The sequence below is a fragment of the Citrobacter sp. Cpo074 genome (genome assembly GCF_030332745.1).
GTDB classification, from domain to species: domain Bacteria; phylum Pseudomonadota; class Gammaproteobacteria; order Enterobacterales; family Enterobacteriaceae; genus Citrobacter; species Citrobacter portucalensis.
In genome coordinates, this window is record NZ_JAOWHG010000027.1 from 1,186,659 (window position 1) to 1,212,472 (window position 25,814).

Genomic DNA, 25,814 nt, shown 5'->3' on the forward strand with positions numbered 1-25,814 from the left:
CTCCTCGCGAACGTCGGATAGATAAGAAATATATACTTGTCTATACAAGTCATCGCAAGGATGATTTTAACAATTAAGATACATTTTTATTATATTGCGTCAGCAATCACGGTTTTGATATCCCGACATCAGGACATAAACCGTCCTTGCAGGCGATAGCGGGAACCCGGGAACAGCAAGCGGGCATGAGAGACTATGGACGACGCAGACCAGGTCTTACGGCGGATCAGCAGGCAGGGATCGTGTTCTTTGATATTCAGCAGCGCGCACTCTTCAGCGCTGGCACGTACCGCTTCAACAATATGTTCACCTTCCGTCAGCGGGGCGATCAGTGACAGGTATGCGTGCGGCGTGGTCTGACTGTAATCCTGCGCCAGATACTCCGGCACAATTTCGGCATTCACGCAGCGATCTTCAATCTGTACCGGCAGATCGTTCTCGTAGTGCACCATGACAGAGTGAAAAATGGATGTGCCTTCTTTGACGTTTAACACCAAAGCCTGCTGCGCGTTGGCCTGGGTTTTTTCCAGCGTCAGTACTTCGCACCGGTGCTGATGCTGACGGGCGTTGATTTCATCCGCGATGCTGCGGATTTCAAACAGCGCGGACTGGCCTTTTGGCTCGGCGACAAACGTCCCGACGCCCTGCAAACGCACCAGTAAACCTTCATCCGTTAACTCACGTAGCGCCCGGTTGATAGTCATGCGGCTGAAACCATATTGCGCCACCAGCTCTGCCTCAGAAGGAATGCGATCGTGAGGCTGCCAGATACCGCTGGCAATTTTTTCGCTGATCTCCTGTTTGACCTTTTCGTAAAAAGGAGCCGGAGCAGAACGGGATGGGAGCATGCGTGAGCCTTCCTTAAGCTGAAAATGTGAGTGGGTAGAGTTTACAGGCATTACCCGAACCTGATAAGCGCAACGCCATCAGGTATATCAGTGCCACCAATGGGCGATTTGCCAGCCTAATCGCGCCGCCACGCGTGCTGCTCTGCCATCATCGTCAAAGCGTGGATTAAATTCAACCATATCCACCGCCAGGAGTTTACCGCTACGACACAGAGGCTCAATCAGTCTCAGCAGCGTCGCCAACGGTACGCCAAGCGCGGCGGGGGCCGACACGCCGGGCATTTCCCACACCGGCAGCACGTCGAGGTCGATTGTCAGATAGATGACATCCAGATTGGCAATGAACTGCGCTAACTGCGCCTGCGCCGTATCGCAATGCAGATCCTCCACCACGGTAACACCGAGCCGCTGGGCCTCATCCCAAAGCGCCTGGGTGTTTGCCGCCCGACTGACGCCGATACAGGCATAGTGAAATTCACGCTGCTGTTCATCGCAAAGCTGCGCCAGCTGGCGAAATGGCGTACCGGATGTAGCTTGTTCAGCTTTGCGCAAATCGAGATGCGCATCGAAGTTGACTATCCCCACTTTCGCCTGCGGGAACGCACCCAGTACGCCCGCGCCATGCGCAAAGGCAGTTTCGTGTCCCCCGCCCAAAACAAAGGTACGCATGTTCTCGTGCTGACAGCGCTGTACCGCATTACGTAACGCCTGCTGCGCACCCTCAAGATCGGGAGCCTGCGCCACAATATTTCCCAGATCCACCAGCCGATTGTGCCCATCGTGGCTGGCTAAATTCGCCAGCGCCTTGCGTAGCACATCGGGTGCTCCGGCGGCGCCCGTACGCCCCTGATTACGTTTAACGCCTTCGTCGCAGGCAAACCCGAGCAACGCTATCTGCTCGCGGTACATTTCTGGGCTAAACGTCGGGCTCAGGGTGATAGTCTGAAACAGGCGCAGCGCATTCGGCGATTCGGCGCGGTCATCACGTCCCTGCCACAGCGCAGGTGAGGCTGGTTGCCAGTTGGTCATGCTATTTGTCCTTTGAATACGCGTTGGTAGAGCGGATTGCGCCCGGGTTCATACAGGATCTCGACCGGGAGGGTTGCATCCCACACCACAAAATCGGCCACAAACCCGACCTTCAATTGACCGTGGGTGGCATGACGCCCAAGCGCCCGGGCCGCATGACGGGTTACGCCCGCCCATGCTTCTTCCGGCGTCAGGCCAAACTGAACACAGGCCATATTCATTGCCCAGTGCAGGCTGATAAACGGACTGGTACCGGGGTTAAAATCTGTCGCTACCGCCATCGGTACCTGATATTGACGCAGCAACGCTACCGGTGGGCGCTGCTGCTCTTTGAGGAAATAGAATGCGCCGGGCAGCAGCACGCCGACCGTACCGCTTTGGCTCATCGCCGCCACGCCCGCTTCATCGAGGTATTCAATATGATCGGCGGATAGCCCTTGGTAGCGGCTTACCAACTGTGCGCCGCCAAGCAATGACAGTTGTTCGACATGGCCTTTAATCGGGATGCCCAGCGCCTGTGCAGCCTGAAACACCCGCTCACTCTGCGCCAATGAAAAACCAACGCTTTCACAGAACAGATCGACGGTCTCAAACAGCCCTTGTTCCCACAATTGCGGCAAAATGGTCTCACACACCAGCGTAATATAGCCGTCAGGATCATCCCGGTATTCCGCTGGAGTTGCATGCGCGGCCAACAGCGTCGGGCTGATTTCAACGATATTCTCTGCCGCCAGCGCTGCCACCACGCGCAATATTTTCTCTTCTGTCGGCAAATCCAGGCCGTAGCCGGATTTTATTTCCACCAGCGTAACACCTTCTTTGATCAGCTGTTCCATCCGCTGATGGGCTACGTGTAAGAGTTGTTCATCCGTGGCGCTGCGGGTCGCCGATACGGTGGCATTGATCCCCCCACCCTGAGCGCTTATCTGCTGGTAGGAGACACCATTTAGCCGCTGCTCCCACTCACCTGCGCGGTTTCCGCCAAAGACCAGATGCGTATGGCAATCAATCAGGCCAGGCGTAATCAGCCTGCCCTGCATATCAAAAGTATTGTCATGCGTGAGATATAACGATGATTCCGGGACGATATCGCGAATCTTGCCCTGGCGGACGATCAGCGCGTGACCATCCAACAGCCCATATGGGGTACCACGTTCAGGGTCCATAGTCGCCAGACGAACATTGCGCCAGATAACATCATCAGGGAAGAATTGCTGCATTCGACTCACCACTTGTCATAGGTTGTATAGACATTTATTTTTGATTATAGGGATGTTGTCAACCTGAAGAACCATAATTGTTATCTATTTGTGATATAAAGACTCTCCGCGCCAGACATTGCTGCGATAAAAAACAACTTTTTACCTTTTCGCCTTCCCGTTTCGCTCAACTTAGTATAAAAAAGCAGGCTTTAATGGATAACTTTCAAAGCCCGGAGCAACCTGTGAACATATCATCAGTTTCCCGTCTGGCGCTGGCAATGGCTTTTGGCGTGACGCTGACCGCCTGTAGCTCTACGCCGCCCGATCAAATTCCTTCCGATCAAACCGCGCCAGGAACCTCTTCGCGCCCAATTTTGTCGGCCAATGAAGCGAAAAACTTCGTTACTGCGCACTATTTTTCCGCGCTGACGCCAAACACCGCGCCGTGGAGCCCTTCTTCTATTTCTCTGCCCGCACAGCCTGACTTCGTCGTTGGCCCGGCAGGGACTCAGGGCGTCACCCATACCAGCATTCAGGCCGCTGTTGATGCAGCAATCATCAAACGTACTAACAAACGTCAGTACATCGCGATTATGCCAGGCGAGTACCAGGGTACGGTATATATCCCGGCAGCAACAGGTAGCCTGACGCTGTACGGCATGGGCGAAAAACCGCTTGATGTGAAAATTGGCCAGGCCATTGACGGTGACATGAGCACCGCGGACTGGCGTCGTACGGTGAACCCAGCCGGTAAATATATGCCGGGTAAACCTGCGTGGTATATGTTTGATAATTGCCAGAACAAACGTGGCACGAATATTGGCGTGATGTGTTCTGCTGTCGTCTGGTCGCAAAATAACGGTCTGCAATTGCAGAACCTGACCATCGAAAACAACCTGGGTGACAGCGTTGATGCGGGTAACCACCCGGCCGTTGCACTGCGTACCGATGGCGATAAAGTGCAGATCAACAAGGTCAATATCCTGGGCCGCCAGAATACCTTCTTCGTGACCAATAGCGGCGTACAAAACCGTCTGGAAAACGATCGTCAGCCGCGTACGCTGGTTACCAACAGCTACATTGAAGGCGATGTGGATATCGTTTCCGGTCGCGGTGCCGTAGTGTTCGATAACACCGATTTCCGCGTAGTGAACTCCCGTACCCAGCAGGAAGCCTATGTGTTCGCACCGGCTACCCTGTCAAACATCTACTACGGTTTCCTGGCGATTAATAGCCGCTTCACGGCAAGTGGCGATGGCGTGGCGCAGTTAGGCCGCTCGCTGGATGTCGATTCCAACACTAACGGTCAGGTCGTGATTCGTGACAGCGTGATTAACGAAGGCTTTAACATGGCAAAACCATGGGCTGACAGCGTTATCGCAAAACGCCCGTTTGCCGGTAATACCGGTGCGGAAGATGACAAAGGTGAACTCCAGCGTAACCTGAACGACACCAACTTCAACCGTATGTGGGAATACAACAACCGCGGTATCGGTAGCAAAGTGGTTGCTGAACCTAAGCAGTAAACGTCATTCTCTGATGTAAACCCGGCAGATTCATGCTCTGCCGGGCAATGTGCCGGATACTCATCCGGCATTAGACGCAATATTAGTACGCGTTAACAACCACCCACATCGGGCCTTGTCCTACCGCGTAACGACCTTTCTCCGTCAACAGTCCTTGTTCGCCAGCAATCTCGTATACCGCGATATGGTGCGATTTTTGCCCGGCTGCAATCAGGTATTTACCTCTGTTATCGATATTAAAACCGCGTGGCTGAGTTTCGGTAGGTTGGAAACCTTCTTTGGTCAACACGCTGCCATCTTCAGAGACGCTAAAGACCGTAATCAGGCTGGCGGTGCGATCACAGGCATACAGATGACGACCATCCGGTGTGATGTGAATATCTGCTGCCCAACGGGTATCCGCGAAATCAGCAGGCATCATATCCAGCGTCTGCACACACTCAATCTTGCCGTACGGATCTTTCAGCTCCCAGACATCAACAGAGCTATTCAGCTCGTTCACGCAGTAGGCATATTGCTTATTCGGATGGAACGCCATATGACGCGGGCCCGCGCCTTCAACGGTAGTCACTTCAGCCGGTTCCTGCGCAACCAGATGGCCATCATCGCTAACGTCAAACAGGCAGATACGATCCTGTTTCAACGCCGGAACCCAAAGGGTACGGTTATCCGGAGAGATGTTGGCTGAGTGGCAACCATCCAGACCTTCTACCACGTCAACCAGTTCCACCGGCAGGCCATCTTCCAGACGCGTGACGCTCACGCTACCCGCGTTATAAGAGCCAACGAACACGAAACGTCCCTGATGATCGGTAGAAATATGCGTCGGGCTACCCGGCAGCGCTGACTCTGCTGCGAAGGTCAGCGCTCCGTCATCAGGCGCAATACGATAAGCCAACACGCGAAACTCCGGGCGCACACCAACATAGAGGTAACGCTTATCCGGGCTGACGACCATCGGCTGTACCTGACCCGGTACATCAACCACCTGCGTCAGCGTCAGAGAACCATCGTGATTCAGGCTCCAGACGTGGATTTGCTGACTTTCAGGGCTGGCGGTATAAACGGTTTGCTTCATGAATACTCCTTTGCTTTTTGGCAGGTGGCTGCAATTGCCTGACACACGCCTAAGGTAGACGCTTTTAACGGTGAATGCTTAATTAAGGCTCAGAATTTTGTCCGGCTCCCGTCTCGGTGTACCATTCCAGCAGACAAAATTCTCAACCTTAATCTGGAAAAAACTATGACCGCACGCGTGATTGCCCTGGATTTAGACGGTACCCTGTTGACCCCGAAAAAAACCTTGCTGCCATCCTCCCTCGAAGCGCTCTCGCGCGCCAGAGAAGCAGGCTACCAACTTATCATTGTCACAGGTCGCCATCACGTTGCTATTCATCCTTTTTATCAGGCACTGGCGCTGGATACACCTGCAATTTGCTGTAACGGTACCTACTTGTATGATTATCAGGCAAAAAAGGTACTGGAATCCGATCCCCTCCCGGTAGACCAGGCATTACAGCTGATCGAAATGCTGGATGAACATCAGATCCACGGGCTGATGTATGTGGATGAGGCCATGCTGTATGAGCGCCCAACCGGGCATGTGGTGCGTACCGCTAACTGGGCGCAAACTCTGCCGCCGGAACAGCGCCCGACCTTCACCCAGGTTCCTTCGCTGGCGCAGGCCGCACATGACGTCAACGCCGTCTGGAAATTTGCCCTGACCGACGAAGATATTCCGAAACTGCAGCAGTTTGGCCAGTACGTTGAGCAACAGCTGGGACTGGAGTGTGAATGGTCCTGGCATGATCAGGTCGACATTGCACGTAAAGGCAACAGCAAAGGACGACGCCTTACCCAGTGGATTGAAGCACAGGGCGGGTCAATGGAAAACGTGATTGCCTTTGGCGATAACTTTAACGACATCAGCATGCTGGAAGCCGCAGGTACCGGCGTGGCGATGGGCAACGCGGATGACGCGGTCAAAGCCCGCGCCAACATCGTGATTGGCGACAACACCACAGACAGCATCGCGAAATTTATCTACTCCCACCTGCTGTAATCAGGCGGTAATCGATACGCTCTTAATTTGCGCGTACAGCCACAGGCCAGGTTTGATACCCAGTTCATCCCTGGCCCATGGGCTAATCCTCGCCCACAGCGTCTTACCGCCCACCTCAAGCTGAACTTCCACCTGACCGTTATCGTCATAGCATTGCGCGACTTTTGCCCGGAGAACGTTACGAATACTGGTCTGCTGGGGTGGTTGGAGCACCAGTGAAACATCAGATGCCTGAATACGAATACGCAGCGCGGTTTGCAGCGGTTGCTCCAGCTTATTGACCCACAGATGCTGATCGCCGAGCGCCAGCGCGGTCATCGCATAGTGTGGATGATGTTCCAGCACGCTGACTTTCAGAATACTGCTTTGCTGTTCCTTAGGCAGCCAGGGGTGCATCACGCTGCTACCCCAGACATCTTCCAGCGAACCAAACGCTTTGACCTGCCCGTTCTCCAGCACCATCACTTTATCCGCCAGGTGCAAAATCTCATCAAGCGAGTGGCTGACATACAGCATCGGAATATTGATTTCACGTGCAAGGCGTTGCAGGTAAGGCAGCAGTTCGCGTTTACGCGGTATATCCAGTGAGGCTAACGGCTCATCAAGCAGCAATAACTCAGGCGCGGTCAGCAGCGCCCGACCGATGGCAACACGCTGCTTTTCACCGCCAGAAAGACCGCCAGGCAGACGGTCAAGCAGCGGTTCAATGCCCAACAGCGCCACCAGCTTATCAAATTGTCCGGCCATGCTTTTCGCCATTCCGTAACGCAGGTTGCCGCGCACTTTATAGTGCGGGAACAGGCGCGCATCCTGGAAAACATAGCCCACCCGGCGTTTTTCCGGCGTTAAACAGATACCGTTCTCGACGTCGTTTAAGACCCGACCGTTGAGCACGATACGTCCGGACTGCGGCTGCGTCAGGCCGCTGATGGCGTTAATCAGTGAGGTTTTGCCCGCGCCGGAAACGCCAAAAATAGCGGTGATGCCGCTGGCTGGCAGCGTTTCGTTGAGCGTCAGGCAATGCGTCCCCAGCGTCTGGGAGAAATTGAGTTCCAGCATAATTATCGCCCCGTCCGCTCACGGCTAATACGCGCCAGCCATTCAGAAATCAGCAGCGAAATCAGCGCTAAAACAATAGAAATGATACACAACCTCGCCGCCGCGCTTTCGCCGCCGGGAGTCTGGATCAGGGTATACATCGCCGAAGGAATGGTGCGGGTTTCGCCAGGAATGTTGGAAACAAAAGTAATGGTTGCGCCGAATTCCCCGAGGGAACGCGCGAACGCCAGCACCGTACCGACAATAATGCCGGGCAGCATCAGCGGTAGCGTAATGGTCATGAATACACGCCAGCGTCCGGCTCCCAGCGTGCGGGCCGCCTGCTCCAGCTTGACGTCGACACCTTCCAGCGCCAGACGAATTGCCCGTACCATCAGAGGAAAAGACATCACCGCCGCAGCCAGTACCGCACCGCGCCAGCTAAAGGCAAAGGTAATGCCAAACCAGTCGTACAACCATTCGCCAATGAATCCGCGCCGCCCCATGGCGACCAACAGCAGATAGCCTACCACGACCGGCGGCAGAACCAGCGGCAAATGCAGAACGCTGTCGAGCAGCGCTTTGCCCGGAAACTTGCATCGCACAAGCAGCCAGGCAAAGAAGATCCCAAACGGCAAACTAAACAACACAGCCAGGGAAGAAACTTTCAGGCTCAGGATGACGGCCTGCCATTCAGGATCGGTCAGTATCATTACTTGGTCGTAAATCCATAACGTTTAAAGATTTCAGCAGCCTGCGGTCCTTTCAGGTAATCATAGAACGCGCTAACCGTTGCGTTTTTGTGCCCATCAACAATCGCGATAGGGTATTCCACTTTTTTGTGCGAATCTTCCGGGAAAGTCGCAACAACTTTTACGCCCTTACTGGCGACAGCATCGGAACCATAGACGATCCCCAGCGGCGCTTCGTTACGCTCTACCAGCGCCAGCGCACCGCGCACGTCTTCAGCAGGAGCCAGTTTCGGGGCCAGGGTATCCCATGCACCCAATTTTTGCAGCGCTTCTTTGGCATAAATGCCCGCCGGAACATGTTCTGGATCGCCAACAGCCAGGCGTCCACCATTCAACAGACTGGTCCAGTTGGTTTTACTGTCAATGGTGAAGTCTTTCTGTGCGCTGGCTTTCGGCGCAACCACCACCAGACTGTTACCCAACAGCGTTTCACGCGATGCGGTATCAATCGACTTCTTGTCTACCGCGTAGTCCATCCATTTCTGATCGGCAGAAATAAACAGATCGGCCGGTGCGCCTGCTTCAATCTGACGCGCCAGTGTGGAAGAAGAAGCAAAAGAGGAGACAACATCAACGTTCTTCTCTTTTTTATATTGCGTTGCAATGTCCTGCATCGCGTTGGTCAGCGAAGCCGCTGCAAAAACGGTAATCTTTCCTTCATCCGCCAGCGCATGCCCGGCAACGGTAAGAGAAAGTGTTGCCCCTGCAAACAAGCGTAACCATGTACGTGCCATCTGTAACTCCTTTGCGTTTCGTTATGTAGGCGCAAATATAACGAGTAAACCAGGATTTTCCCAGTGGTTATTGATACCAATTAGAGGTTACACAAAGAAAATATCGGCAGGGAAAGCAAGATCTTGAGAAAACGAGTTGGCAGGCAAAAAATATAAACGCCCGACTGAGCGGGCGTTTGGGGAATCAATGATTCTGTCTGGACTGGTCTTTCTGACCGATAGAGGAGAAGATGTTGAACACTTCACCCAGTCCGTAAATCAGCCCCAGGATGACAGCCATCACCACAGGAACCATAATTACGGCGAATACCAGACTTTTCAATAACTCTAACATGGTCAACTCCAGATATAGTCCTTAGTTGTATTCTAACCACATAACACAGAAAAGCACTCCCCTTTTGTGCGGTTGGCTTTGCGCGCGCGCGGTTTTCCGTCACAATACCCCTTTTGCCAGGAGCTTGTGATGCAGGCCGAAATCCTTCTTACGCTGAAACTTCAGCAAAAACTGTTTGCCGATCCCCGTCGCATTTCTCTGCTTAAGCACATTGCGCTTTCCGGCTCCATCAGTCAGGGCGCGAAGGATGCAGGTATCAGCTATAAAAGCGCCTGGGATGCGATTAACGAAATGAATCAGCTCAGCGAGCAGACGCTGGTTGAGCGCGCCACTGGCGGCAAAGGCGGCGGCGGCGCGGTGTTAACGCGCTACGGCCAACGCTTAATCCAGTTGTATGATTTATTAGCGCAAATTCAACAGAAAGCCTTCGATGTTTTGAGCGATGACGACGCACTGCCGCTCAATAGCCTGCTGGCGGCGATCTCTCGCTTTTCGCTGCAAACCAGCGCCCGTAACCAGTGGTTTGGCACCATTACCGCCCGCGACCACGATCAGGTTCAACAGCATGTCGACGTGCTGCTGGCGGATGGCGAAACGCGCCTGAAAGTGGCAATCACTGCACAAAGCGGCGAGCGTCTCGGGCTTGAGGAAGGCAAAGAAGTACTGATTCTGTTGAAAGCGCCGTGGGTAGGAATCACTCAGGACGACGCCATCGCTCAGGCCGCCGATAACCAGTTGCAGGGCACAATCAGCCATATCGAACGCGGAGCGGAGCAGTGCGAAGTGTTGATGACCTTGCCAGACGGCCAGACGCTGTGCGCGACTTTGCCGATAGAGCAGGCCCACACATTAACGGAAGGCGCTAACGTCACAGCATATTTTAATGCGGACAGGGTGATTATCGCCACACTGTGCTGAGTTAATTGACATCAGCCTGAAGAACACGTATCCCTGTTATTCATCGCTGCAAATAATGGGATACAAAATGTCATCGTTGCAAATTTCGCAAGGCACGTTTCGTCTTAGCGACACAAAAACGCTCCAGTTAGATGCGTTGACGTTAAACGCGGGTGATAGCTGGGCGTTTGTTGGCTCTAACGGCAGCGGGAAATCTGCGCTGGCCCGCGCGCTGGCGGGCGAGTTGCCGCTCCTGAAAGGCGAACGCCGCAGCCAGTTCACACGTATTACCCGACTCTCCTTTGAGCAGCTCCAAAAGCTGGTCAGCGACGAGTGGCAGCGAAACAACACCGATCTTCTTAGTCCCGGTGAAGACGACACCGGGCGCACTACCGCAGAAATAATTCAGGACGAAGTTCACGACCCCGCCCGCTGCGCTGCGCTGGCGCAGCAGTTTGGCATTTCTGCCCTGCTCAACAGGCGTTTCAAATACCTTTCCACCGGTGAAACACGCAAAACCCTGCTCTGCCAGGCATTAATGTCCACACCGGATTTGCTGATCCTTGATGAACCCTTTGACGGGCTGGACGTGGCGTCCCGTCGCCAGTTAGCTGAGTTGCTCGCTGAGTTGCACCAGGCCGGTTTAACGTTGGTACTGGTGCTTAATCGCTTTGATGAAATTCCCGAATTCGTGCAGTTTGCCGGCGTACTTGCCGACTGCACGCTGACGGAAACCGGTGCAAAACCCGACCTTCTGCAACAGGCATTAATCGCTCAGCTTGCACATAGCGAACGGCTGGAAGGCATCCAGTTACCCGAACCGGATGAGCCTTCGGTGCGCCACACGTTGTCAGATAACGAGCCGCGCATTGTGCTTAACGACGGCACCGTCTCGTATAACGATCGCCCTATCCTGCATCATCTGAGCTGGCGGGTAAATCCGGGGGAACACTGGCAAATCATCGGCCCCAACGGTGCGGGGAAATCAACCCTGCTCAGTTTAATCACTGGCGATCATCCCCAGGGATATAGCAACGACCTGACCCTGTTTGGCCGCCGCCGGGGCAGCGGTGAAACTATCTGGGATATCAAAAAACATATTGGCTATGTCAGCAGCAGCCTGCATCTGGATTACCGGGTAAGTACGACAGTTCGCAACGTTATTCTCTCCGGTTATTTCGATTCAATCGGCATTTATCAGGCCGTCTCCGACAGACAGCACAAGCTGGTACAACAGTGGCTGGATATTCTGGGCATCGATAAACGTACCGCGGATGCGCCATTTCATAGTCTTTCCTGGGGGCAGCAGCGGCTGGCATTGATTGTTCGTGCACTGGTGAAACATCCTACGTTGCTGATCCTCGATGAACCGTTGCAAGGATTAGATCCGCTCAACCGTCAACTGATCCGTCGGTTTGTGGATGTCCTGATCGGTGAAGGTGAAACTCAGCTTTTGTTTGTCTCTCATCACGCCGAAGATGCCCCGGCCTGCATTACCCATCGGCTAGAGTTTGTACCCGAGGGTGATATCTACGCCTATCGACAAACCTCTCTGCGTTAATTTTCATGCCAGGGCGTTTATCACGCCCTTTTTTCTGCTTTTTTTTCAGACAAGTGCTGAAATAACAACCTAACATAATGATTTATAATAAAGTAACTGGCAGCATCGAGTGAAAACACCGGAGTGTAAACGATTCCACTAATTTATTCCGTGTCACACTTTTCGCATCTTTGTTATGCTATGGTTATTGCATACCATAGGCTTAACGGAGCGAATTATGAGAGTATTGGTTACAGGTGGTAGCGGTTACATTGGAAGCCACACTTGCGTGCAGTTGCTGATAAACGGTCACGAAGTGGTGATCCTGGATAATCTCTGCAACAGCAAGCGTAGCGTACTGCCCGTCATTGAGCGTTTAGGCGGCAAGCATCCGACCTTCGTGGAAGGAGACATCCGTAACGAAGCGCTGATAACCGAAATTCTGCACGATCATGCCATTGATACGGTCATCCATTTTGCCGGTTTAAAAGCCGTTGGAGAATCCGTTGCCAAGCCGCTGGAGTACTATGACAACAACGTCAACGGCACTCTGCGTCTGGTGAATGCAATGCGCGCTGCCAACGTGAAAAACTTCATTTTCAGCTCCTCCGCGACCGTCTATGGCGATCAGCCGCAAATTCCTTACGTTGAAAGCTTCCCCACCGGCACGCCGCAAAGTCCGTACGGCAAAAGCAAGCTGATGGTGGAACAGATCCTGACCGATCTGCAAAAAGCACAGCCCGACTGGAGCATTGCCCTGCTGCGCTACTTTAACCCGGTTGGCGCTCATCCATCGGGAGATATGGGGGAAGATCCGCAAGGTATTCCAAACAACCTGATGCCTTACATCGCGCAGGTTGCCGTTGGCCGTCGCGAATCTCTTGCCATATTTGGCAATGACTACCCTACTGAAGATGGCACCGGCGTACGCGACTACATCCACGTGATGGATCTCGCCGACGGCCATGTTGCTGCCATGGAAAAACTGGCGGGCAAACAGGGCGTACATATTTACAACCTCGGTGCAGGCATCGGTAGCAGCGTGCTGGACGTGGTCAACGCCTTCAGCAAAGCTTGCGGTAAACCGGTGAATTACCATTTCGCCCCGCGCCGTGATGGCGATCTTCCGGCCTACTGGGCTGACGCCAGCAAAGCCGATCGCGAGCTCAACTGGCGCGTGACCCGCACACTGGATGAAATGGCACAAGATACCTGGCACTGGCAGTCACGCCACCCGCAGGGATATTCGGATTAAGGACCAATCATGACGCAATTCAATCCTGTCGATCATCCACATCGCCGTTTTAACCCGCTCACCGGGCAGTGGATCCTCGTATCACCACATCGCGCCAAACGCCCGTGGCAAGGGGCGCAGGAAACTCCGTCTAAGCAGGTACTGCCTGCACATGACCCGGACTGCTTCCTGTGCGCTGGCAATACGCGCGTTACCGGCGACAAAAACCCGGATTACACCGGGACCTATGTCTTTACCAATGACTTTGCGGCGCTGATGTCCGATACCCCGGACGCGCCGGACAGTCACGATCCGTTAATGCGATGCCAGAGCGCGCGCGGTACCAGCCGTGTAATTTGCTTCTCGCCCGATCACAGCAAAACGCTGCCGGAACTCAGCGTCCCTGCGCTAACAGAAATTGTGAAAACGTGGCAGGAACAGACTGAAGACTTAGGCAAAACCTATCCCTGGGTGCAGGTATTTGAGAATAAAGGCGCAGCGATGGGGTGCTCAAACCCGCACCCACACGGACAAATTTGGGCCAACAGCTTTTTGCCTAACGAAGCCGAACGTGAAGATCGCCTGCAGAAAGCGTACTTCGCCGAACAAGGCGCGCCGATGCTCGTTGATTACGTCCAGCGTGAGCTGGCGGACGGCAGCCGTACGGTCGTTGAAACCGAGCACTGGCTGGCAGTTGTCCCTTACTGGGCCGCGTGGCCGTTCGAAACGCTGCTGCTGCCGAAAGCGCACGTGTTGCGAATTACCGATTTGACCGACGAACAGCGTGCTGACCTGGCGCTGGCGTTGAAAAAACTGACCAGTCGTTATGACAACCTGTTCCAGTGCTCATTCCCCTATTCTATGGGCTGGCACGGCGCACCGTTTAACGGTGAAGAAAACCAACACTGGCAGTTGCACGCACACTTTTACCCGCCGCTGCTGCGTTCCGCGACCGTGCGTAAATTTATGGTCGGATATGAAATGCTGGCAGAAACCCAGCGCGACCTGACGGCAGAACAAGCGGCTGAACGACTGCGTGCGGTCAGCGACATCCATTTTCGCGAATCCGGAGTTTAAATAATGAGTCTGAAAGAAAAAACACAATCTCTGTTTGCTGAAACATTTGGCTACCCTGCCACCCATACTATTCAGGCACCGGGTCGTGTGAACCTGATCGGTGAACATACCGATTATAACGACGGCTTCGTTCTGCCCTGCGCTATCGACTATCAAACCGTTATCAGCTGTGCGGCACGCGACGATCGAAAAGTCCGTGTGATCGCCGCTGATTACGACAATCAGGTTGATGAGTTCTCGCTTGATGCGCCAATTATCGCTCATGACAGCCAGCAGTGGTCAAACTACGTGCGTGGCGTAGTGAAACATCTGCAAAAGCGCAATAACGCCTTTGGCGGCGCGGATCTGGTGATCAGCGGTAACGTCCCGCAGGGTGCGGGCTTAAGCTCTTCTGCCTCACTGGAAGTCGCTGTGGGTACGGTATTCCAGCAGCTCTATCATCTGCCGCTCGACGGCGCGCAGATTGCCCTGAATGGCCAGGAAGCTGAAAACCAGTTTGTCGGCTGTAACTGCGGCATTATGGATCAACTGATCTCGGCACTTGGTAAGAAAGATCATGCGCTACTGATCGACTGCCGAACGCTGGGCACCAAAGCCGTTTCCATGCCTGAGGGCGTAGCGGTGGTGATCATCAACAGTAACTTTAAACGCACATTGGTCGGTAGCGAATACAATACCCGTCGCGAACAGTGTGAAACCGGTGCGCGTTTCTTCCAGCAGCCAGCGCTGCGTGATGTCAGCCTTGAAGCCTTCAACGCTGTCGCCCACGAACTGGATCCGATTGTCGCCAAACGCGTTCGCCACGTGATCACGGAAAATGCGCGTACCGTTGAAGCCGCACAGGCGCTGGAAAAAGGCGACCTGCTGCGCATGGGCCAGCTGATGGCGGAATCTCACGCCTCAATGCGCGATGACTTTGAAATTACCGTGCCGCAAATTGATACGTTGGTAGAGATTGTCAAAGCGACCATCGGCGATAAAGGCGGTGTCCGTATGACCGGCGGCGGCTTCGGCGGCTGCATCGTGGCGCTGATCCCACAAGATTTGGTACCTGCCGTTCAGCAGGCTGTCGCCGAGCAGTACGAAGCAAAAACCGGTATCAAAGAAACATTCTACGTCTGCAAACCTTCTCAAGGAGCCGGACAATGTTAAACGAAATCCCTGTGCAGGCTCCGGACGGTCAGCCGTTTCGCCTGCTCACCTTGCGCAATGACGCAGGGATGGTGGTCACGCTCATGGACTGGGGCGCAACCCTGCTCTCTGCACGTATTCCGCTTAGCGATGGTAGCGTGCGCGAAGCATTGCTCGGGTGCGCCAGTCCGGAACAATACCCGGAGCAGGCTGCGTTTCTCGGCGCTTCAATTGGTCGCTACGCTAACCGTATCGCCAACAGCCGCTATACCTTTGCCGGCGAAACCGTTGAGTTGATACCAAGTCAGGGCGACAACCAGCTGCACGGCGGGCCAGACGGTTTCGACAAACGTCGCTGGCAGATAGTCAATCAGAATGACCGTCAGGTGCTGTTCACCTTAACATCTGACGATGGCGACCAGGGTTTCCCTGGCCATCTATGCGCCACCGCGCAGTATCGCCTGACTGACGATAATCGTATTTCGATAACCTACCGCGCCACGGTCGATAAGCCCTGTCCGGTGAATCTGACGAATCACGTTTATTTTAACCTCGACGGTAACAAAACGGATGTGCGCCAGCATAAGCTGCAAATTATGGCGGACGAGTACTTGCCGGTTGATGAAATGGGCATCCCGCATGACGGGCTGAAATCCGTCGCTGGTAGCACTTTCGATTTCCGCACGCCTAAAATCATCAGCAGTGAATTTCTTGCCGATGACGATCAGCGCAAGGTGAAAGGTTACGATCACGCCTTCCTGCTTCAGGCACAGGGCAATGCGCGTACGCCGGTCGCTCGACTGTGGTCCCAGGATGAAAAACTGCAGATGGTGGTATACACCTCCGCCCCAGCATTGCAGTTTTACTCCGGCAACTTCCTCGGCGGTACACCATCTCGCGGGCCAGACGCCTACGAAGACTGGCAAGGTCTGGCGCTGGAAAGTGAGTTTCTCCCGGACAGCCCAAACCATCCAGAGTGGCAGCAGCCGGACTGCTTCTTACGCCCGGGTGAAGAGTATGCCAGCGTGACGGAATATCAGTTTATTCCAGTCTGATCCTTTCCCCTCACAGGCCCGATGACGTAACGTAGCGGGCCTGTTATTTGTTTATCACAGTAGAACCGCTCAAATCCCCACCACTCAAAGACAAAATCGCAACCTTGAATTCACAAGAACCTTACACTGTGGTGCTATTTTCGCTATGGTTATGCGTAAGCATTGCCGCTGACGCTTTACGGCAATATAATGAGAATTATTATCATTCAATATGATTTATAGGAGTGAGTGTATGGCTGTAACTAAGCTGGTTCTGGTACGTCACGGTGAAAGTCAGTGGAACAACGAAAACCGTTTTACCGGTTGGTATGACGTTGATCTGTCAGAGAAAGGCGTGGGCGAAGCAAAAGCGGCAGGTAAACTGCTGAAAGAAGAAGGCTACAGCTTCGATTTTGCTTATACCTCTGTGCTGAAACGTGCCATCCACACCCTGTGGAACGTACTGGACGAACTGGATCAGGCCTGGCTGCCGGTTGAAAAATCCTGGAAACTGAACGAACGTCATTACGGCGCGCTGCAGGGTCTGAACAAAGCTGAAACCGCTGAAAAATACGGTGACGAGCAGGTTAAGCAATGGCGTCGCGGCTTTGCGGTAACGCCACCGGAACTGACCAAAGATGACGAGCGTTATCCGGGTCACGATCCGCGTTATGCGAAGTTGACCGACAAAGAGTTGCCGGTTACCGAAAGCCTGGCGCTGACCATCGATCGCGTTATCCCCTACTGGAACGAAACCATTCTGCCGCGCATGAAAAGCGGTGAGCGCGTAATTATCGCCGCTCACGGTAACTCTCTGCGTGCGCTGGTTAAATACCTGGATAACATGGGCGAAGATGAGATCCTTGAATTGAACATCCCGACCGGCGTACCGCTGGTATATGAGTTCGACGAAAACTTCAAACCAATCAAACATTACTATCTGGGTAATGCTGACGAGATCGCAGCAAAAGCAGCAGCCGTTGCGAACCAGGGTAAAGCGAAGTAATTTTCATCTTGGGTCAAACGAAAAAAGCGTGGAATGCTCCACGCTTTTTTATTGCCGGATGACGGCGTTGCCTTATCCGGCCTACTGAGCGTAGCCCGGATGAATTTTTTAACCGCGGCGCACTTTTACCGCATCCGCCAGCTGGCGCAACACCGCATCGGTATCTTCCCAGCCAATGCAGGCGTCGGTGATGCTCTTACCGTAGGTCAGCGGCTCACCGCTATCCGGGTTTTGATTGCCTTCTACCAGATGGCTTTCGATCATCACGCCAATAATTGCTTTTTCGCCCCCAGCAACTTGTCCGCAAACATCTTTCGCGACATCCATCTGCTTTTTGAACTGCTTGCTGGAGTTGGCATGGCTAAAGTCGATCATCACCTGCGCTGAAAGCCCTGCTTTGATCAGACCTTCTTTCACGTCGGCAACGTGCTGAGCGCTGTAGTTCGGCTCTTTGCCGCCGCGCAAAATAATATGGCAATCGCCATTACCACTGGTATTTACGATCGCCGAATGACCCCATTTGGTCACAGACAGGAAGCAGTGCGGCGCTCCTGCGGCGTTAATCGCATCAATCGCTACTTTTATCGTGCCATCAGTACCATTTTTAAAGCCAACCGGGCAGGACAGACCAGACGCCAATTCGCGGTGCACCTGAGATTCTGTGGTACGTGCCCCAATCGCGCCCCAGCTCATCAGGTCGGCGAGGTATTGCGGCGTAATCATATCGAGGAATTCACCCGCAGCAGGCAATCCGCTGTCATTGATATCCAGCAGCAGTTTACGCGCAATGCGCAGCCCATCGTTGATCTGGAAGCTGTTGTCCATGTGCGGATCGTTGATAAGCCCTTTCCAGCCGACGGTAGTTCGCGGTTTTTCAAAATAGACCCGCATAACGATTTCAAGCTCGCCTTTTAACTCTTCACGCAGTGCCAGCAGGCGAGCGGCATACTCTTTGGCGGCTGCCGGATCATGAATAGAGCAAGGCCCAATCACTACCAGCAGGCGATCGTCACTCCCTTTCAGGATTTTATGAATCGCCTTACGGGCATGAGCCACCGTGTTTGCGGCATTTTCAGTAGCGGGGAATTTTTCCAACAATGCGACTGGCGGTAATAACTCGTTGATCTCTTTAATGCGTAAATCGTCGTTCTGATAATTCATGATTATTCCAGCGTTGCCATACTTATATAAATGAATGCAATCCCTCCAATCTATATCTTCAGTCATAAAGTGTAAACGGGGTTTTACACTTTGGACGGATTAATCCTGGAATTGGCCAAAAAAACGCAATAAAGTAGCGAAAAACGAGATCCAACCTACAATTTATAACTGTAACAGCTTTAATTTTCATAAATTTCAAGATTCTATGCTGGGTTTAATTTCTCTGGCAAAACTATTAACCACATATTGATGATGTAACTGGCACATGCACTGTTGGAAGACGTTATCCGACATATCGACCATAACAGGAGCATATTATGCATATGACAAAGCTGGCTTCACTCTTTCTTACCGCTACACTCAGCCTCGCCAGCGGCGCGGCGCTGGCTGCTGAAACCAATACACAGTCCAATAACGGCCAGGCAAATTCCTCGGCGGATGCCGGTCAGGTCGCCCCAGACGCACGCGAAAACGTGGCACCAAATAATGTCGACAACAGTAACGTGAATTCGGGTGGCACAATGCTGCACCCGAACGGTTCATCAATGAACCATGAAGGGATGACCAAAGACGAGATGCACAAAAACACCATGTGTAAGGACGGTCGCTGCCCTGATGTGAATAAGAAGGTTGAGACCGGAAACGGCATTAACAATGATGCTGAGACAAAAACTGATGGCACTACGCAGTAACGCTGAAAATAAAGCTAATAATGGGAGAGCAATAGCTCTCCTTTTTAATTTTATCATCCCAAAAACGGTATGATGGCATACAGTAAAGATGAGAATAACAAAGGGATGGCATAATGGCGCACTCGCATACTCATACTTCTTCTGAGCAACCCAAGGACAATAATGCCCGCCGCTTGATGTTTGCATTCTGCATTACAGCCGGATTTATGTTGGTTGAAGTGGTGGGTGGCATACTTTCAGGTTCACTGGCCTTGTTGGCCGATGCCGGGCATATGCTCACTGATGCCGCAGCGCTCCTTTTTGCGCTGCTGGCCGTCCGGTTTTCCCATCGCCCGCCCACAATACGACACACCTTCGGCTGGCTGAGGCTCACGACACTGGCCGCGTTTGTTAACGCCATCGCATTGGTCGTGATCACCATTTTAATCGTCTGGGAAGCCATTGAGCGCTTCCATACGCCCCGCCCCGTGGCTGGCGGCATGATGATGGTTATAGCTGTCGCGGGTTTACTGGCTAACGTGCTGGCTTTTTGGGTTCTACACCGCGGCAGTGAGGAGAAAAACCTGAACGTCCGCGCCGCGGCACTACATGTGATGGGCGATTTACTCGGCTCGGTCGGGGCGATCATCGCTGCGCTGATTATTATCTGGACGGGCTGGACGCCTGCGGACCCGATTCTCTCGATTCTGGTTTCCGTGCTGGTACTGCGTAGCGCCTGGCGACTGTTAAAGGATAGCGTTAATGAATTACTGGAAGGCGCCCCGCTGACGCTGGATATCGCCGCACTGCAGCGCCATCTCAGCCGGGATATCCCCGAAGTCCGCAATGTGCACCATGTCCATGTCTGGATGGTGGGTGAAAAACCGGTAATGACGCTGCATGTGCAGGTGGTCCCGCCGCACGATCACGACGCGCTGCTGGAGCGTATTCAGCATTTCCTTATCCATCACTACCAGATTGAACACGCCACGATCCAGATGGAGTATCAGCCGTGTAATGGGCCGGACTGCCACCTGTATCAGGGGGTATCCGGCCATTCACACCATCACCATTAATGGGACAGCGCGTGGGAACCCCGCTCGCGCGCGCTGTTAATCCACATCCTGCTACCGTTCAGGGCGATAACCGTCAGGATCATATACTCCAGCGACATGGCATATACGCCTTGCAGGGCGAAAATCACTACGCTTATTACGTTAATGATCACCCACAGCAGCCAGTTTTCAACGTACTTACGCGTCATCAGGATCATCGCCGCAATCGACAACACCATCATGCAGGAGTCCCAGAACGGGAATGCATCGGGTTGCAACTCAGGCACAACAACCTGCAATCCTAATGCCTGCATAATGTTCACCGCAATGCGGGTCAGGAACGCAAAGACCGGATCGATATAGACCGACATCAGGCCGATCGCCACCACGCAAGCCGCCAGCCAGCCGATCGCTTTTGGTAACGGCAGCCAGCGAATTTTCAGTTCCGCTTCATGCTGGTTGGTTTGCCTGGACCAGGCATACCAGCCGTAGATGTTGGCGGCAAAGAAGAAAACTTGCAGCAACAGGCTTGCATAGAGCTGGATCTGAAAGAAGATAATCGCAAACAGCGTGACGTTTATCAGGCCGAAGAAGTAATTGCTGATTTTCTCAAGGCTCGCCAGGCCAATACACAGCAACCCAGCGATCGTACCCACAGCTTCGATCCACGACAGATCGTAACCGCCAGCGCCAATCGGAATATGTACCAGAATGTTCTGCGTGCTAAAAAAGTCCATCTTTTCCCCCAGAGCAAAAAAATTAATTAAGCTCGAAGTGTAGCCGCAAATTCCAACATGCGGTTTAACGGCAACAACGCCCCTTCTCGCAGCGCAGCATCAACATGTATCTCATGAGCCGCTCCGCCTTGTTCCAGGCCCTCAGCAATCGCCTTGAGGCCGTTCATCGCCATCCACGGACAATGCGCACAGCTGCGACAGGTTGCCCCCTCACCAGCCGTCGGCGCTTCAAGCAATTCTTTATCCGGAACGGCCTGCTGCATTTTGTAAAATATGCCCCGGTCAGTCGCCACAATCAGCTGTTGATGCGGTAACGATTTAGCGGCGTTGATTAACTGGCTGGTTGAGCCAACCGCATCGGCCATATCAACGATAGACTGAGGGGACTCCGGGTGCACCAACACCGCGGCATCAGGGTAAAGCCCTTTCATGCGTGTTAAAGCCTGAGTTTTAAATTCGTCGTGGACGATACAGGCCCCCTGCCAACAAAGAACGTCTGCACCGGTCTGTTTTTGGACGTAGTTGCCCAGATGTCTGTCCGGAGCCCAGATGATTTTTTCACCCAAACTATCAAGATGCTCAATAAGTTCTACCGCGATACTGGATGTGACGACCCAGTCCGCACGTGCTTTAACGGCGGCTGAGGTATTGGCGTAAACCACCACGGTACGATCCGGGTGCGCATCGCAAAACGCGCTGAACGCATCAATCGGACAGCCCAGATCTAATGAGCATTCCGCCTGTAGGGTCGGCATCAGGATGGTCTTTTCCGGGCTGAGGATTTTGGCGGTTTCCCCCATAAACCTCACGCCTGCAACTAACAGCGTAGAGGCAGAATGTTTTGAGCCGAAACGCGCCATCTCCAGAGAATCAGAAATACAACCACCGGTCTCTTCGGCCAACTGCTGAATTTCGGGATCAGTGTAATAGTGCGCGACCATAACGGCATCACGCTCTTTCAGCAGGCGCTTGATTTTTTCACGATAAAATTGCTTTTCATCCACACTCAACGGGGCTGGCTTCGGCGGAAACGGATAAATTGCTGCTTCTGGATCAAACATCACGCTCATCTTGCTTTCTCGTTTTACTAGCTTAACGAAATAACCGATTAAAAGCGTGACGCACGCCGTATTCGGTTAGATTTGTTTTATATGCTAAACAAGATAGCGGATTGGCGTAAGAAAGTCACAATAATTGCGTGTGAGGAATGCCGGAAGGCGACTGACGTCTTATCCGGCCTACGTGAATAGTGTCGTCTGTAGGACTGATAAGCGAAGCGCATCAGGCAAGCAGATTCGAATCTTATAAATCGCAGATAGCAAAAAGGCGCCTTTAGGGCGCCTTTTTACACTGGTGGGGCGTGCAGGATTCGAACCTGCGACCAATTGATTAAAAGTCAACTGCTCTACCAACTGAGCTAACGCCCCCTTATGGGGTTTACTTCTTTATACTTTCAGGATGGTGGGTCGTGCAGGATTCGAACCTGCGACCAATTGATTAAAAGTCAACTGCTCTACCAACTGAGCTAACGACCCGCTCGGGTATAACCTGAAAATTTTTACTCGGTGCCACCAATAAATTGGTGGGGCGTGCAGGATTCGAACCTGCGACCAATTGATTAAAAGTCAACTGCTCTACCAACTGAGCTAACGCCCCGAGTGGTGGGTGATGACGGGATCGAACCGCCGACCCCCTCCTTGTAAGGGAGGTGCTCTCCCAGCTGAGCTAATCACCCGATACTGCGCTGGATACTACTTACTAACTAAGTTAGTGGTGGGTCGTGCAGGATTCGAACCTGCGACCAATTGATTAAAAGTCAACTGCTCTACCAACTGAGCTAACGACCCACTTTTTTTGCCGCTTTCGGGCTGTTTGATATCCCTTGGCAACGGCGGCATATATTACTGATTTCAGATTTTAGCGCAACAAAAATTTCGATGTAAATAACTCAACTGCTTAGGAATCACACGACGCGACCAGAATTAACACGATTTCTGGTCGCATGGTGTTCATTACATCGCGCCAAGGCGTTTTTGCGCTTGTTTCGCGCCATCAGTGCCAGGGTATTTAGTGATAACCTGCTGATAAACGGCTTTCGCTTTCTCTTTATCACCTTTGTCCTGCATGATGACGCCGACTTTATACATCGCGTCTGCAGCCTTTGGTGATTTCGGGAAGTTTTTGACTACTGAAGCAAAATAGAACGCTGCATCATCTTTTTTCCCCTTGTTGTAATTCAACTGACCCAGCCAGTAATTCGCATTTGGCAGGTAAGTTGAGTCTGGGTACTTTTTAATGAAGTTCTGAAATGCTTCAATCGCGTCATCCTGGCGGGATTTATCCTGCACCAGAGCAATGGCCGCATTGTAATCGGTATTCGCATCGCCAGTTTGTACCGGAGCACCTGACGCTGCCGCTGCACCCGCATCAGGTGCAGGGGTTGCTGCTGCCCCACTCTGATCGCCGCCCGCAGATTGCGCCGCAGGTGCACTACCGCTACCAAGATTATTCATCTGCAGCAATATCTGCTTCTGGCGTTCAACAACCTGATTCAGTTGATACTGATTTTCCTGAATTTGACCGCGCAGGGAATCAATATCGGACTGATTATCGGAGAGTTGTTGCTGGAGTTGGGTTAAAAGCTGACTGTGAGCGTTAGAAATACGCTCGAGTTGAGTGACACGGTCTTCGACCGAGCCAGAGCCGACACTACTGATTGGCGCCTGTGCAAAAGCGGCCCAGGGGGCCGCTATGCCAACCAGTAACGACAGACTCAACAGATGATGTCTGAAGTTACTGCTCATGCAATTCTCTTAGTAAACCAGTACGGCGCGACGGTTTTTGGCGTAAGCCGCTTCGTCATGACCCAGTACTGCAGGTTTTTCTTTACCGTAAGAAACGATGGAGATCTGGTCAGCAGAAACGCCTTTACCCTGCAGGTACATCTTAACGGCGTTCGCACGACGCTCACCCAGGGAGATGTTGTACTCAGGAGTACCACGTTCGTCCGCATGACCTTCTACGGTGACTTTGTAAGACGGGTTGCTACGCAGGAAGTTAGCGTGAGCATCCAGCATTGCAGCGAAGTCAGAACGGATATCGTACTTGTCCAGATCGAAGTAAACGATGTTGTTCTGCTGCAGCTGTTGCATCTGAAGACGCGCTTGCTCTTCAGAAGACATGTTGCCGCTGCCGTTTGCATCCATACCAGTGCCGGCACCCAGCATGCCTTCGCTGCCGTCATTGCTGGCGTTCTTGTTAGAAGAACACGCTGCAATAGCCATAACAGGCAGAGCAATCATCAGCCCTTTCAGCACTTTGTTCAGTTGCATTTCAATGATTCCTTTATTAATCAATTATTTATTATCACAGATACGGCGACCAGGCAGGGAATTTAACCTGTCCATCAGTTGCCGGAAGACGCGCTTTGAAACGCCCATCTGTAGAAACCAAATTCAGCACGGATCCCATCCCCTGAGAAGAGCTGTAGATTACCATAGTGCCGTTAGGTGCCAGACTTGGCGTTTCGTCCAGGAACGTTGACGACAGAACTTGTACGCCACCCGCTACCAGATCTTGTTTGGCAATGTGCTGCTGACCGTTGGCCGAGCTTACCATTACCATAAATTTACCGTCGCTGCTCACATCCGCATCCTGGTTTTGCGAACCTTCCCAGGTAATGCGCTGCGGAGCACCGCCGTTGACGTTAACTTTATATACCTGCGGACGACCGGCCTGGTCAGACGTAAAGGCCAGGTTTTGGCTGTCCGGGAACCAGGTAGGTTCCGTGTTGTTGCTACGACCATCCGTCACCTGACGGATCTGACCGGAACCAATGTCCATGACATACAGGTTCAGGCTACCGGTTTTAGACAGGGCAAACGCCAGTTTGCTGCCATCCGGAGAAAACGCAGGCGCACCGTTGTGACGTGGGAACGAGGCTACCTGACGAACCGCGCCGTTAGACAGTGTCTGAATAACCAGTGCAGAACGACCGCTTTCGAAGGTAACGTACGCCAGTTTTGAACCGTCCGGGGACCACGCCGGAGACATCAGCGGCTGCGGAGAACGGTGTACCACGAACTGGTTGTAACCATCGTAGTCGGACACACGTAATTCGTACGGGAACTGACCACCGTTGGTCTGAACAACATAAGCGATACGGGTACGGAATGCACCTTTAATGCCGGTCAGTTTTTCAAACACTTCGTCACTTGCAGTATGGCCCGCGTAACGCAGCCACTGCTTGTTCACTTTATAGGTGTTCTGTGCCAGTACGGTACCCGGTGCGCCACCGGTGTCAACCAGCTGATAGGCAACGCTGTAAGAACCATCCGGGTTCGGCGTAACCTGGCCGACGACTACGGCATCAATGCCCAGCGCAGACCACGCGGCAGGTTGAACTTCCTGCGCGGTACCGGGCTGCTGAGGCAGACGAGAACGGTCTAACGGGTTAAATTTACCGCTGTTACGCAGGTCAGCACCTACGATACCACCGATATCTTCAGGTGCAGCACCCGGTCCTGCCCACTGGAAGGGGACAACACCAATCGGGCGCGCCGAGTCCACCCCCTGGGTGATCTCGATACGTACTTCTGCGTGCAGCACCGCTGCCCACAGCATCAGAAAACCAAATGCTACTCGTAATGCCTGCTTCATCATATCTCCCTTATCTGGACGGAAAGCCCACGATAATTTAGCAGAATGTTAACAAACTCAAATACACAAAACTACCAGAACTCTGTC

The 25,814-nt window shown here is 52.9% G+C and carries 25 protein-coding genes and 5 tRNA genes; 11 read left to right on the plus strand and 19 right to left on the minus strand.

Annotation, left to right across the window (positions count from 1 at the left end; genetic code table 11):
• Window positions 1-128: 128 nt before the first annotated feature.
• From OGX83_RS10340 to hutI, 3 genes are all read right to left on the minus strand, one after another.
• Window positions 129-848 carry a histidine utilization repressor gene (locus OGX83_RS10340; RefSeq protein WP_003831502.1) on the minus strand — a complete coding sequence of 240 codons (720 nt, stop codon included), beginning with the start codon at window positions 846-848 and terminating at the stop codon, window positions 129-131.
• 87 nt (window positions 849-935) lie between these two features.
• Window positions 936-1,877: a formimidoylglutamase gene (hutG, locus tag OGX83_RS10345; RefSeq protein ID WP_168978487.1), complete on the minus strand. Its 942-nt coding sequence runs from the start codon at window positions 1,875-1,877 to the stop codon at window positions 936-938.
• Window positions 1,874-3,097 (minus strand): imidazolonepropionase, encoded by a 1,224-nt coding sequence (hutI, locus tag OGX83_RS10350; RefSeq protein ID WP_174770543.1) that lies wholly within the window; start codon window positions 3,095-3,097, stop codon window positions 1,874-1,876. The genes hutG and hutI overlap by 4 nt, the downstream gene beginning before the upstream one ends.
• 224 nt (window positions 3,098-3,321) lie before the next feature.
• Between hutI and OGX83_RS10355 the strand changes: the two genes are divergently transcribed.
• Window positions 3,322-4,605: a putative acyl-CoA thioester hydrolase gene (locus OGX83_RS10355; RefSeq protein ID WP_286588002.1), complete on the plus strand. Its 1,284-nt coding sequence runs from the start codon at window positions 3,322-3,324 to the stop codon at window positions 4,603-4,605.
• An 82-nt stretch (window positions 4,606-4,687) separates the two neighbouring features.
• Here OGX83_RS10355 and pgl read toward each other — a convergent pair whose 3' ends face one another.
• Window positions 4,688-5,683 carry a 6-phosphogluconolactonase gene (gene pgl, locus OGX83_RS10360; RefSeq protein ID WP_020996535.1) on the minus strand — a complete coding sequence of 332 codons (996 nt, stop codon included), beginning with the start codon at window positions 5,681-5,683 and terminating at the stop codon, window positions 4,688-4,690.
• Window positions 5,684-5,848: 165 nt separating this feature from the next.
• Between pgl and OGX83_RS10365 the strand changes: the two genes are divergently transcribed.
• Window positions 5,849-6,667, plus strand: coding sequence for a pyridoxal phosphatase (locus tag OGX83_RS10365; protein WP_003831476.1), 819 nt, complete (start codon window positions 5,849-5,851; stop codon window positions 6,665-6,667).
• Here OGX83_RS10365 and modC read toward each other — a convergent pair whose 3' ends face one another.
• The 4 genes from modC to OGX83_RS10385 form a co-directional block, all read right to left on the minus strand.
• Complete coding sequence (gene modC / locus OGX83_RS10370; protein WP_003831474.1) at window positions 6,668-7,726, minus strand: molybdenum ABC transporter ATP-binding protein ModC; 1,059 nt, start codon at window positions 7,724-7,726, stop codon at window positions 6,668-6,670.
• A gap of 2 nt (window positions 7,727-7,728) precedes the next feature.
• On the minus strand, window positions 7,729-8,418 hold the full coding sequence (modB, locus tag OGX83_RS10375; protein WP_008784169.1) for a molybdate ABC transporter permease subunit: 690 nt from the start codon (window positions 8,416-8,418) through the stop codon (window positions 7,729-7,731).
• Entirely contained in the window at window positions 8,418-9,191 is a 774-nt protein-coding gene (gene modA, locus OGX83_RS10380) for a molybdate ABC transporter substrate-binding protein (protein WP_003831470.1), read from the minus strand. The genes modB and modA overlap by 1 nt, the downstream gene beginning before the upstream one ends.
• A gap of 184 nt (window positions 9,192-9,375) precedes the next feature.
• The gene (locus OGX83_RS10385) at window positions 9,376-9,525 is read right to left on the minus strand and encodes an AcrZ family multidrug efflux pump-associated protein (protein WP_020996536.1); all 150 of its coding nucleotides are present in this window, start codon (window positions 9,523-9,525) and stop codon (window positions 9,376-9,378) included.
• Window positions 9,526-9,654: 129 nt separating this feature from the next.
• On the opposite strand from OGX83_RS10385, the gene modE reads away from it, so the two are divergent.
• The 7 genes from modE to gpmA all read left to right on the plus strand — a co-directional run bounded on the left by modE (window position 9,655) and on the right by gpmA (window position 17,444).
• On the plus strand, window positions 9,655-10,443 hold the full coding sequence (gene modE / locus OGX83_RS10390) for a molybdenum-dependent transcriptional regulator (RefSeq protein ID WP_032942748.1): 789 nt from the start codon (window positions 9,655-9,657) through the stop codon (window positions 10,441-10,443).
• Window positions 10,444-10,510: 67 nt separating this feature from the next.
• A complete protein-coding gene (modF, locus tag OGX83_RS10395; RefSeq protein WP_204191456.1) occupies window positions 10,511-11,983 on the plus strand; it encodes a molybdate ABC transporter ATP-binding protein ModF in 1,473 nt (490 codons plus the stop codon).
• A 217-nt stretch (window positions 11,984-12,200) separates the two neighbouring features.
• Window positions 12,201-13,217, plus strand: a complete 1,017-nt coding sequence (gene galE / locus OGX83_RS10400) for a UDP-glucose 4-epimerase GalE (protein ID WP_286588004.1) — start codon at window positions 12,201-12,203, stop codon at window positions 13,215-13,217.
• 9 nt (window positions 13,218-13,226) lie between these two features.
• Complete coding sequence (galT, locus tag OGX83_RS10405; protein ID WP_032942745.1) at window positions 13,227-14,273, plus strand: galactose-1-phosphate uridylyltransferase; 1,047 nt, start codon at window positions 13,227-13,229, stop codon at window positions 14,271-14,273.
• Between the two features lie 3 nt (window positions 14,274-14,276).
• Window positions 14,277-15,425, plus strand: coding sequence for a galactokinase (gene galK, locus OGX83_RS10410; protein WP_032942744.1), 1,149 nt, complete (start codon window positions 14,277-14,279; stop codon window positions 15,423-15,425).
• Window positions 15,419-16,459, plus strand: coding sequence for a galactose-1-epimerase (gene galM, locus OGX83_RS10415; protein ID WP_234692235.1), 1,041 nt, complete (start codon window positions 15,419-15,421; stop codon window positions 16,457-16,459). The genes galK and galM overlap by 7 nt, the downstream gene beginning before the upstream one ends.
• Before the next feature lie 232 nt (window positions 16,460-16,691).
• Window positions 16,692-17,444, plus strand: coding sequence for a 2,3-diphosphoglycerate-dependent phosphoglycerate mutase (gpmA, locus tag OGX83_RS10420; protein WP_003022999.1), 753 nt, complete (start codon window positions 16,692-16,694; stop codon window positions 17,442-17,444).
• 108 nt (window positions 17,445-17,552) lie between these two features.
• Here the strand turns inward: gpmA and aroG are convergent, their stop codons facing one another.
• The gene (gene aroG / locus OGX83_RS10425; RefSeq protein WP_100272745.1) at window positions 17,553-18,605 is read right to left on the minus strand and encodes a 3-deoxy-7-phosphoheptulonate synthase AroG; all 1,053 of its coding nucleotides are present in this window, start codon (window positions 18,603-18,605) and stop codon (window positions 17,553-17,555) included.
• A gap of 317 nt (window positions 18,606-18,922) precedes the next feature.
• Between aroG and OGX83_RS10430 the strand changes: the two genes are divergently transcribed.
• Together OGX83_RS10430 and zitB are read left to right on the plus strand one after the other, a co-directional pair.
• On the plus strand, window positions 18,923-19,297 hold the full coding sequence (locus tag OGX83_RS10430) for a YbgS-like family protein (RefSeq protein WP_003022994.1): 375 nt from the start codon (window positions 18,923-18,925) through the stop codon (window positions 19,295-19,297).
• Between the two features lie 113 nt (window positions 19,298-19,410).
• Complete coding sequence (gene zitB / locus OGX83_RS10435) at window positions 19,411-20,352, plus strand: CDF family zinc transporter ZitB (RefSeq protein ID WP_032942740.1); 942 nt, start codon at window positions 19,411-19,413, stop codon at window positions 20,350-20,352.
• Here the strand turns inward: zitB and pnuC are convergent.
• The 10 genes from pnuC to tolB form a co-directional block, all read right to left on the minus strand.
• Window positions 20,349-21,068, minus strand: coding sequence for a nicotinamide riboside transporter PnuC (gene pnuC, locus OGX83_RS10440; RefSeq protein WP_008784161.1), 720 nt, complete (start codon window positions 21,066-21,068; stop codon window positions 20,349-20,351). The genes zitB and pnuC overlap by 4 nt on opposite strands.
• Before the next feature lie 26 nt (window positions 21,069-21,094).
• Entirely contained in the window at window positions 21,095-22,138 is a 1,044-nt protein-coding gene (gene nadA / locus OGX83_RS10445) for a quinolinate synthase NadA (RefSeq protein ID WP_003837113.1), read from the minus strand.
• A gap of 281 nt (window positions 22,139-22,419) precedes the next feature.
• Window positions 22,420-22,495: transfer RNA gene (locus OGX83_RS10450), tRNA-Lys, on the minus strand.
• Between the two features lie 32 nt (window positions 22,496-22,527).
• A tRNA-Lys gene (locus OGX83_RS10455) sits at window positions 22,528-22,603 on the minus strand.
• Between the two features lie 45 nt (window positions 22,604-22,648).
• Window positions 22,649-22,724: transfer RNA gene (locus OGX83_RS10460), tRNA-Lys, on the minus strand.
• Between the two features lie 3 nt (window positions 22,725-22,727).
• A tRNA-Val gene (locus OGX83_RS10465) sits at window positions 22,728-22,803 on the minus strand.
• Window positions 22,804-22,839: 36 nt separating this feature from the next.
• A tRNA-Lys gene (locus OGX83_RS10470) sits at window positions 22,840-22,915 on the minus strand.
• Window positions 22,916-23,080: 165 nt separating this feature from the next.
• Window positions 23,081-23,872, minus strand: coding sequence for a cell division protein CpoB (gene cpoB, locus OGX83_RS10475; protein ID WP_003831441.1), 792 nt, complete (start codon window positions 23,870-23,872; stop codon window positions 23,081-23,083).
• Window positions 23,873-23,881: 9 nt separating this feature from the next.
• On the minus strand, window positions 23,882-24,400 hold the full coding sequence (gene pal / locus OGX83_RS10480; protein ID WP_003022983.1) for a peptidoglycan-associated lipoprotein Pal: 519 nt from the start codon (window positions 24,398-24,400) through the stop codon (window positions 23,882-23,884).
• A 34-nt stretch (window positions 24,401-24,434) separates the two neighbouring features.
• The gene (gene tolB, locus OGX83_RS10485; RefSeq protein ID WP_003022981.1) at window positions 24,435-25,727 is read right to left on the minus strand and encodes a Tol-Pal system beta propeller repeat protein TolB; all 1,293 of its coding nucleotides are present in this window, start codon (window positions 25,725-25,727) and stop codon (window positions 24,435-24,437) included.
• Window positions 25,728-25,814: the final 87 nt, after the last annotated feature.